The sequence below is a fragment of the Streptomyces sp. NPDC002787 genome (assembly GCF_053592095.1).
Genome location: NZ_JBSFVC010000077.1, coordinates 1 through 7,562, shown reverse-complemented (window position 1 = coordinate 7,562; position 7,562 = coordinate 1). Strand labels below are relative to the sequence as shown.

At 68.2% G+C, this 7,562-nt stretch carries 6 protein-coding genes; 4 read left to right on the top strand and 2 right to left on the bottom strand.

Annotation, left to right across the window (positions count from 1 at the left end; translation table 11 throughout):
- The first annotated feature begins 536 nt into the window (after window positions 1-536).
- Entirely contained in the window at window positions 537-1,367 is an 831-nt protein-coding gene (locus ACWD26_RS43860) for an enoyl-CoA hydratase/isomerase family protein (RefSeq protein ID WP_451279344.1), read from the top strand.
- A 399-nt stretch (window positions 1,368-1,766) separates the two neighbouring features.
- Here ACWD26_RS43860 and ACWD26_RS43855 read toward each other — a convergent pair whose 3' ends face one another.
- Complete coding sequence (locus ACWD26_RS43855; RefSeq protein WP_451279342.1) at window positions 1,767-2,375, bottom strand: TetR/AcrR family transcriptional regulator; 609 nt, start codon at window positions 2,373-2,375, stop codon at window positions 1,767-1,769.
- Window positions 2,376-2,501: 126 nt separating this feature from the next.
- On the opposite strand from ACWD26_RS43855, the gene ACWD26_RS43850 reads away from it, so the two are divergent.
- From ACWD26_RS43850 to ACWD26_RS43840, 3 genes are all read left to right on the top strand, one after another.
- The gene (locus tag ACWD26_RS43850; protein ID WP_451279341.1) at window positions 2,502-3,341 is read left to right on the top strand and encodes an alpha/beta fold hydrolase; all 840 of its coding nucleotides are present in this window, start codon (window positions 2,502-2,504) and stop codon (window positions 3,339-3,341) included.
- 188 nt (window positions 3,342-3,529) lie between these two features.
- Entirely contained in the window at window positions 3,530-4,597 is a 1,068-nt protein-coding gene (locus tag ACWD26_RS43845) for an alkene reductase (RefSeq protein ID WP_451279339.1), read from the top strand.
- Between the two features lie 391 nt (window positions 4,598-4,988).
- Entirely contained in the window at window positions 4,989-5,561 is a 573-nt protein-coding gene (locus ACWD26_RS43840; RefSeq protein ID WP_451279337.1) for a TetR/AcrR family transcriptional regulator, read from the top strand.
- A gap of 389 nt (window positions 5,562-5,950) precedes the next feature.
- Here ACWD26_RS43840 and ACWD26_RS43835 read toward each other — a convergent pair whose 3' ends face one another.
- A complete protein-coding gene (locus tag ACWD26_RS43835) occupies window positions 5,951-6,820 on the bottom strand; it encodes an alpha/beta fold hydrolase (RefSeq protein ID WP_451279336.1) in 870 nt (289 codons plus the stop codon).
- Window positions 6,821-7,562 lie beyond the last annotated feature (742 nt).

Genomic DNA, 7,562 nt, shown 5'->3' with positions numbered 1-7,562 from the left:
TCACGGAACTCCGGATCGAACTTCCGTCGCTTCTCCGCCATGACTCCCAACTTCCCCTGCAGTCACGGTCTTCACGCTACGAGGGGAGGGACACTCCCAACTTCCCCTGCAGTCACGGTCTTCACGCTACGAGGGGAGGGACAACCCGCAGCTCCCCTGAGGAGCAGCCGACTCCACGGGCCAACCGCCAGGCACGTCAGCCAAGGGAACACCACGGCACAGCATCTACGGTTCGCCGGTCGGCCATGCGTGCAACACGACCACCGACGGTTCCCCCGCATGTCGGGTCTTGCCTGCTGAGCGTTTCCACAATTGCATTACTATCATAATATAAATGGTGGGGAACGGGCGCCGTCTCGCCGTCAGCTCGAACGAACGGAGCCCACACCATGCCGCACAGGTGCAGGCGGGGCGGCCGAGCCGATGCAGCTCCGAGTGACGCGAGACCCGCACCCCATCAGGCGCAACAGCTCCGTGGTCGCCGGACGCGATCACGGCCACGCAAGCCCAACCCCTCCCGAAATGGAAACCACGCCATGAGCCAGCCCAGCACGATCCGCCTGGAGCGGACGACTCCGCGGACCGCGAGGATCACGTTCACGAATCCTCCCGTGAACCTGGTGGTTCCCGAGTCGATCGTGACGCTGCACAAGATCGTCTCGGAGCTGGAGAACGACCCGGACATCCAGGTCGTCGTCTTCGCCAGCGAACTTCCCGACTTCTTCATCAACCACTTCGACGCCGCCGCGGCCGCCGACCTTCCCGTGCCCGAGCACGAGGACGACAACCCGTTGTGGACCGACATGGTCCTGCGGCTGACCAAAGCTCCGTTCGTCAGCATCGCGGCCATCCGGGGCCGTACCCGCGGCGCCGGCAACGAGCTGGCCCTGGCCTGCGACCTGCGCTACGCCAGCCGCGAGAAGGCGTTCTTCGGCCAGCCCGAGGTCGGCATCGGTCTTGTCCCCGGCGGAGGGGGAGCCGAGCGACTGCCCCGTTCGATCGGCCGCGACCGGGCGCTCGAGGCCATCCTCGGCAGTGCCGACTACGATGCCGACCTGGCCGAGCGCTGGGGATGGGTCACCCGGACCCTGCCCGACGCGGAGCTCGACGCCTTCGTCGACGCGACCGTCGCCCGCCTCGCCTCCTTCGACCGGCAGGCACTGGCGACCGCCAAGTCCCAGGTCAACCGGGCGACACTGCCGCCGGACGCCCACCTGGTCGCCGCCTTCGGCGAGTTCGCGGGCACACTGACCCAGCCGGGATTCGCCGCGCGTGCGGTCGGGCTCGGCGCACTGGCCGCCGAAAAGGGCCTCGACGTCGAGTACCAGCTGGGCGAGTACATCGGCCGGGTGAACGAAGCCCTCTGATCACCCCGGCCGACAGTAGCGCCCCATAGGGGGCCAGTAGGCGCCGCAACAGCCTGGGCGGGTTCCATCCCCCACCCACCAGGGCCCCACGGCGGCCGGGCACGCCTCAACGGCAGCCCGGCCGCCGGCACTCCCGGCCGGAGGCCCCACCGCACCCGCCGGGGTCCGAACACGGAAACGCGACGGCCAATGCCCCACCATCGTCACGTGCAAGTGGACCGACCGTTCTCGCGTCCGGTGCCGTGACATCGCCGACGGCACATGAACAGCTCTCGGCAGCGGCGCGGACCATCCTTGAGAGGGTTTCTGCTGCAATGCCGCACCAGCGGCTCGAAATCGCAGGCTTTCGCGTCAGTGTCTGACTCTCGGGGTGGTCGGCCCTGCGTCGGTCGGCTGCGGTCAGGCTTCTGGGCCCAGTGCTGCCGGCTGATCGCTGCTGCCGTGCGCCAGCGAGGCGAGAATCTCCGTGCGGCAGACATCAAGGATTTCGTCCGCCAGCGGAGAAATGTCCGGGCATGCCCGCGACAGCATGATCGCTCCGACCGAATGGGCGAGCATGTCGATCACCATGGTGCGGGCCGCGCGTTGGTCCGCATCCCCCGGCGTGTCACTTGGGGCCTGAAGGGTCGTCAGCAGGTTCTCGATCCCGGCTGCGAACTCTGTTTTGATGTCCGCCGGCTGACGTGCGGCATCGCCGCTGAGGGCCGCGATCGTGCAGCCGTCGCCGCGCCCGTCGCGATGCTCCCGGGAGACATAGCTTTCGACGAACTCGGCGGGATCCAGGCCTTCTGCCCGTGCCGAGGTCTGCGAGAGCCCGCTCGCGGACGCTTCGGCCATCAGGTCGGCCTTGGAGCGGAAGTGCTTGTAGAACCCGCCATGGGTGAACCCGGCCGCCGCCATCAGTTCCGCCACGCCGACATCGTCATAGCCGCGCTCGCGGAACAGCCTGGCAGCTGTCGCGACGATGTGCGCACGGTTCTGTTCCGCCTGTGCCCTGGTGACCCGCATGTCCAGCTCCCTTCCACGGTCGACTCGACGGTCAAGCATACATAGATGTCGATCGACATCCATGAGGTTGACTTTTTAAATTACGAACGTCATTGTATTGCTCATCCCTCCAGAAAGGCCCAGGCCGTGAGTGACACGCACGTGACCGCACCGACCCAGTACATCGAGGTCGACGGTGAACGGTTCGCCTACCGCCGCTGGGGCAAGCCCTCCGGCGTCCCGATCTTCCTCGTCCAGCACTTCCGCGGGGGAATGGACAACTGGGACCCCCTGCTCACCGACGGACTGGCCGAAGGCCGTGAGGTCATCCTGTTCAACGGGCGCGGTATCGCCTCGTCATCCGGCACGCCGCGCAACCGGGTCGAGGACATGGCCGACGACATCGCCGCCGCCATCCGGGCGCTGGGGCTGGAGCAGGTCGATCTGCTCGGCTTCTCGCTCGGCGGTTACCAGGCACAGGAGGTCACGCTGCGCCACCCCCAGCTGGTACGCAAGCTCCTCCTGCTCGGCACCGGCCTCCGCGGCGGGGACCCGACGATGGACCCCAAGGTGCCCGAGGTGGCGCTGAACCCGGTCCCCACCCTGGAGGACTTCCTCTTCCTGTTCTTCGGCCGCTCACAAGCCGCGGTCGAAGCGGGCCGGGCCTTCTGGGAGCGACGTCACCAGCGGGCCGACCAGGACCCGCCGAGCTCGTCCGCAGTCGGGCAGGCGCAGTTCGAGGCGTCCATGGCCTATGCGGAGCCGCTGCCGGGCGAGAATCCCTACGCCTACCTGAACGCGATCACCCAACCGACGCTGGTCCTCAACGGCGAGAACGACGTGATGATCGCCTCGATCAACTCCTGGCACCTCGCCCAGAACATCCCCAACGCCCAACTGCTGATCTACCCCGACGCCGGGCACGGAGCGCAGTTCCAGTACCCCGAGCGGTTCCTGAAGCACGCTCTTCAGTTCCTCAACGAGTAGGCAGCTGCGCGCGAACGGCACGCCCCCGACCCACGGTCACCCCGGGCATTCCTACGCTGTCCACCACCCAGTAAAGCATTACGTTCATAATTTAATTTGCCCATGCTCATGGCGGATGCCTCATCGGATTCACAGCCCGGAACGCAGGCGTGCCGGATGTCCGCCACCCATAACCTGAGGAATCACGCATGCTCGACAGCCTGTGGAACCCGACCGTCGCTGGAAAGATCTCCCTGCCGCACCGCGTGGCCATGGCCCCTCTGACCCGCAGCCGGGCCACTTTCGAAGGCGTGCCGACCGAGCTGAACGCCGAGTACTACGCCCAACGCGCCTCGCACGCGCTCATCATCACCGAGGGCACCCAGCCCTCCGCCGACGGCCAGGGCTACCCCGTGACCCCGGGCATCTACACCGACGAGCACATCGCAGGCTGGCGCAAGGTCACCGACGCCGTACACAAGGCCGACGGACGCATCGTCATGCAGCTCATGCACGCCGGACGCATCGCCCACCCGGACAACACGCCCCACCACCGGCAGCCGGTGGCCCCCTCCGCGATCAAGCCGGCGGGCACCACCTTCACCCCGACCGGCCTCCAGGAGATGCCGGTGCCGCGCGCGCTGTCCACCGAAGAGGTCGCCGCGACGGTCCAGGACTTCCGCCGTGCCGCAGCGGCCGCCATCGCGGCCGGCGCCGACGGCGTCGAGATCCACGGCGCCAACGGCTACCTGGTCAACCAGTTCCTCTTCCCCAGCGCCAACCAGCGCACCGACCAGTACGGCGGCTCCCTCGACAACCGCATCCGCTTCGCCGTCGAGGTCGCGACGGCCGTCGCCGACGAGATCGGCGCCGGCCGCACCGGCATCCGGATCTCCCCCGGAAACCCCTTCCAGCTCAACGACCTCAACGAGGACGACCCCCACGAGCTCTACCCGCACCTCCTGCGCGCCCTCGTCCCCCTCGACCTCGCCTACCTGCACATCGGCCACGGCGGCGACGACGAACTCCTGCACACCCTGCGCAGGCTGTGGCCGAACACGCTGCTCCTCAACCGCGCCGGAACCGATATCGCCACCCGGGCCAAGGACATCGACAACGGCCTCGCCGACGTCATCACGGTGGGTTCGATGGCCCTCGCCAACCCCGACCTGGTCGAGCGCATACGCGCCGGGGCTCCGCTGAACACCCCCGACCCCGCCACGTTCTACGGTGGCGGCGCGGCCGGCTACACCGACTACCCCACCTACGCCGCCTGATAAGAGCGCCCGGCGCCCGAGGGATTCGCCTTCCTCGGGCGCTTCGGCGTACGCACGGCACAACCAGGCAGCAGTGAACATGCGCGCGACGCGAGCGGTATGCCGTCGAGTGACCACGAGGTCCCGCCCCGCGGCTTTGAATCCGGACTCGCCGCACCGGACGTGGACCCGGCCCCATCCCATGACTGAAGACGCGGCATCCGCATGACTCGCGGGTGCGGGCGGTCGAGCCGGGCAACGGCCGAGGCCGCCACGTGGGCCCATGGCCTGCCGTCCGATGGGCAGCAGATCGGCCGCAAAATCACCTGTCGATCATAAAATTACATACGTCAGATCACGGATTAGGATGGGCTGCGAGGCAATGGCCCGGCGGAGTTGAGGGAGGAACCCTGTGGCGCGCTACACCAAGGAGCACAAGCAGGTGACGCGGCAGCGGATCATCGAGCGGGCCGGCCACCGGTTCAAGCAGGACGGGATCGACGGCTCCGGCGTCTCCACGCTGATGGCGGACGCCGGGCTCACCAACGGGGCCTTCTACGCCCACTTCGAGTCCAAGGACGACCTCGTCGCCCACGTCGTCGCCGAGCAGCTGCGCGCACAGGTGGAGAGCTACGACACGCTGCGGCCCGGCCGCGAGGGGCTCGAGGATTTCATTCGCGCGTATCTGTCACCCGAGCACCGGGACAACCCCGGCGACGGTTGCCCGTCCGCCGCCCTGCTCGACGAGATCGGCCGCTGCGGTGACGCGACCAAGGATGCCTACACCGACGGCGCCAAAGCCATCCTGGACGAGCTCGCCGCCCGTCTGGCACCCGAGGATCCGCAGTCCGCCCGCGGCAAGGCCATCGGGCTCTACACCATGGCGGTGGGAACGCTGCAGCTCTCCCGCGCGCTCTCCGACCGGAAGTTCTCCGACGAGGTCCTCGAGCGCGGGATCGAGAACGCCCTCGCCTTCGCGCGATGACGGTCAGTACCGGCTGGGTGAGCACCTGGCAAGGGTGCCGGGACGCCGGCGCCGTACACCCGCGTTTCCGCGCTCAGCCTGAGCGGGTGGTCCCCGGGCGACTGCGATCTCGGGAGCGACCGACGCGGCGGTCCTCCGCTCGTACGGCGGCCGGCGTCGCGCGCGCTCGGCATGCGCCGTAGCGGCAGCGCGCTCCTGGGCCTGGCGCCCGGACGGGACGCCGACCACACCGGCCTCCGCGTCGCCATCCTGCACGACAACCGGCTCGGCGCCGTTTGACCGAGAAGCGAGCAGGCCAGTTACTTCGAACAGGTGACAGAGCCGCCCGCCCACCGGGCGTCACGGCTCTGACCCACGTCCTCGGCCCGTACGCAGACCGCACCGCGGCCCTACGGCCGGCCGAAGAACTCGAGAGCGGTCGGCACGAACTGCTCGTGGTACTGGAAGATGCCGCCGTGACCGCCGTCGGGGTAGATCACCAGCTCGGCGTTCGGCAGTCGCCGGGCCATGTCGTGCGAGTTCGACGTCGGGACCATCCTGTCGTTGTCGCCGTTGGCGACGAGCACGGGCTGCTGGATGCGGGAGAGATCCTGCGGCCGTGCCAGCCCCCAGCGGTGGATGGCCTTGAGCTGGGAGAAGTAGGACTTGAGAGCGATCGCCTTGTCCCGGTCCTTGGTGCGCTCCTTCAGCCGGGCCAGGAACTCCTTGCCGGCCCGGCGACCGTTCGCGGTGCGGGTGAAGAAGAGGAACATCTTCACGTCCTGAAGGGTGAGCAGTGCTCGGAGGGTGTCGTAGTGGGAGATCCGGGTCACGTTCTTGATGCCCTCGCCTCCGGCCGGACCGGTGCCCGCGAGGATCAGCCTGCGGATGAGCTGCGGCTCGGTCTGGGCGATCACCTGGGCGATCATGCCGCCCATCGAGAAGCTGAGGACGTCCACCTGCTCGAAGCCCAGCGCCCGGATGAAGGTGACGGTGTCCCTGGCCATCTCCTCGATGGTCTTCGGCGTCACGCCACTCGACGCGCCCACACCCCTGAGATCGAACGTGATCACCCGGTGCTTGGCGGCGATGCCGTCCACGACCCGGGGGTCCCAGTTGTCCAGGACCGCGGCGAGGTGGGTGATGAAGATGACCGGCATGCCGGTCCGGGGGCCGAGGTCGCGGTAGGCGAAGGTCACTCCGTCGGCGGTGACGGTGCGGGTCTGCGCGTTCTTGCACGACGTCACCACGTCGCCTCGTACTTCATGTGCGTCATTCACGGTCGTGCCCTTCGGTTAGCGCCAGTGTGCGCCCGCCCCCTTCTTCCTTGCAGGGTGGGCGCAGGGCGGTAAAACGGTCTCCCGACTGCGGCCGCAGTCTGCGGAGTGGACGGTCAGATGCCTCGGGCGCGGAACCCCTTCTGGTCAGGCTCCCGAGGTTCCCGCGACCTTTGAAGTATGACCGTAATTTAATAAGGGGGCAAGAGGGGAAGCGGAACGAGATGGGTGATGACGGGGATCGCGGGTTCTGCCGGACGTCGGGTGGCAGGCCATGCCCTGCCACCAGAACAGGGACGGGCCGGCACATCAAGGTACGGTGCATGCAGCCCGGCTACCGCAGACGAGCTCTGGGCCGGCACCGACAACCGGCCTTCCGCGTGGCGCAGGGCCCAGGCCGGTTCACCGAAGCAGTTGCCCCGCAGCCCCGACCTGCCTCGTGCACCGAAAGGCACGCTTGTGACCACGATCCTGCGGAAGAGGTCGGCCCGGGCCCAGGCCAAGGCTCACGCCACCAGAGCCCCGTGGTCGTGCCCCACGATCACGGGCACCCGACCTCAAGAATCGCCGCCATGCTCGGGCACACCGGGAGCAGCAGCCGCACACGAGCCTGCCGCAGCGACACCGTGAATCGCCCAGGCAGCTGCCGGCGCCTATGACAGCAGGGACGCGTACGACGGTCAGGGGCGCGACTCCCGTGGTTCCTACGAGGGCCCGAGCGCGTATGACAACCAGAACTCCTACG

Bases quoted from the DNA above. Each gene is read 5' to 3' on its own strand.
- ACWD26_RS43860 (WP_451279344.1), top strand. From the start codon at position 537: ATGAGCCAGCCCAGCACGATCCGCCTGGAGCGGACGACTCCGCGGACC.
- ACWD26_RS43855 (WP_451279342.1), bottom strand. From the start codon at position 2,375: ATGCGGGTCACCAGGGCACAGGCGGAACAGAACCGTGCGCACATCGTC.
- ACWD26_RS43845 (WP_451279339.1), top strand. From the start codon at position 3,530: ATGCTCGACAGCCTGTGGAACCCGACCGTCGCTGGAAAGATCTCCCTG.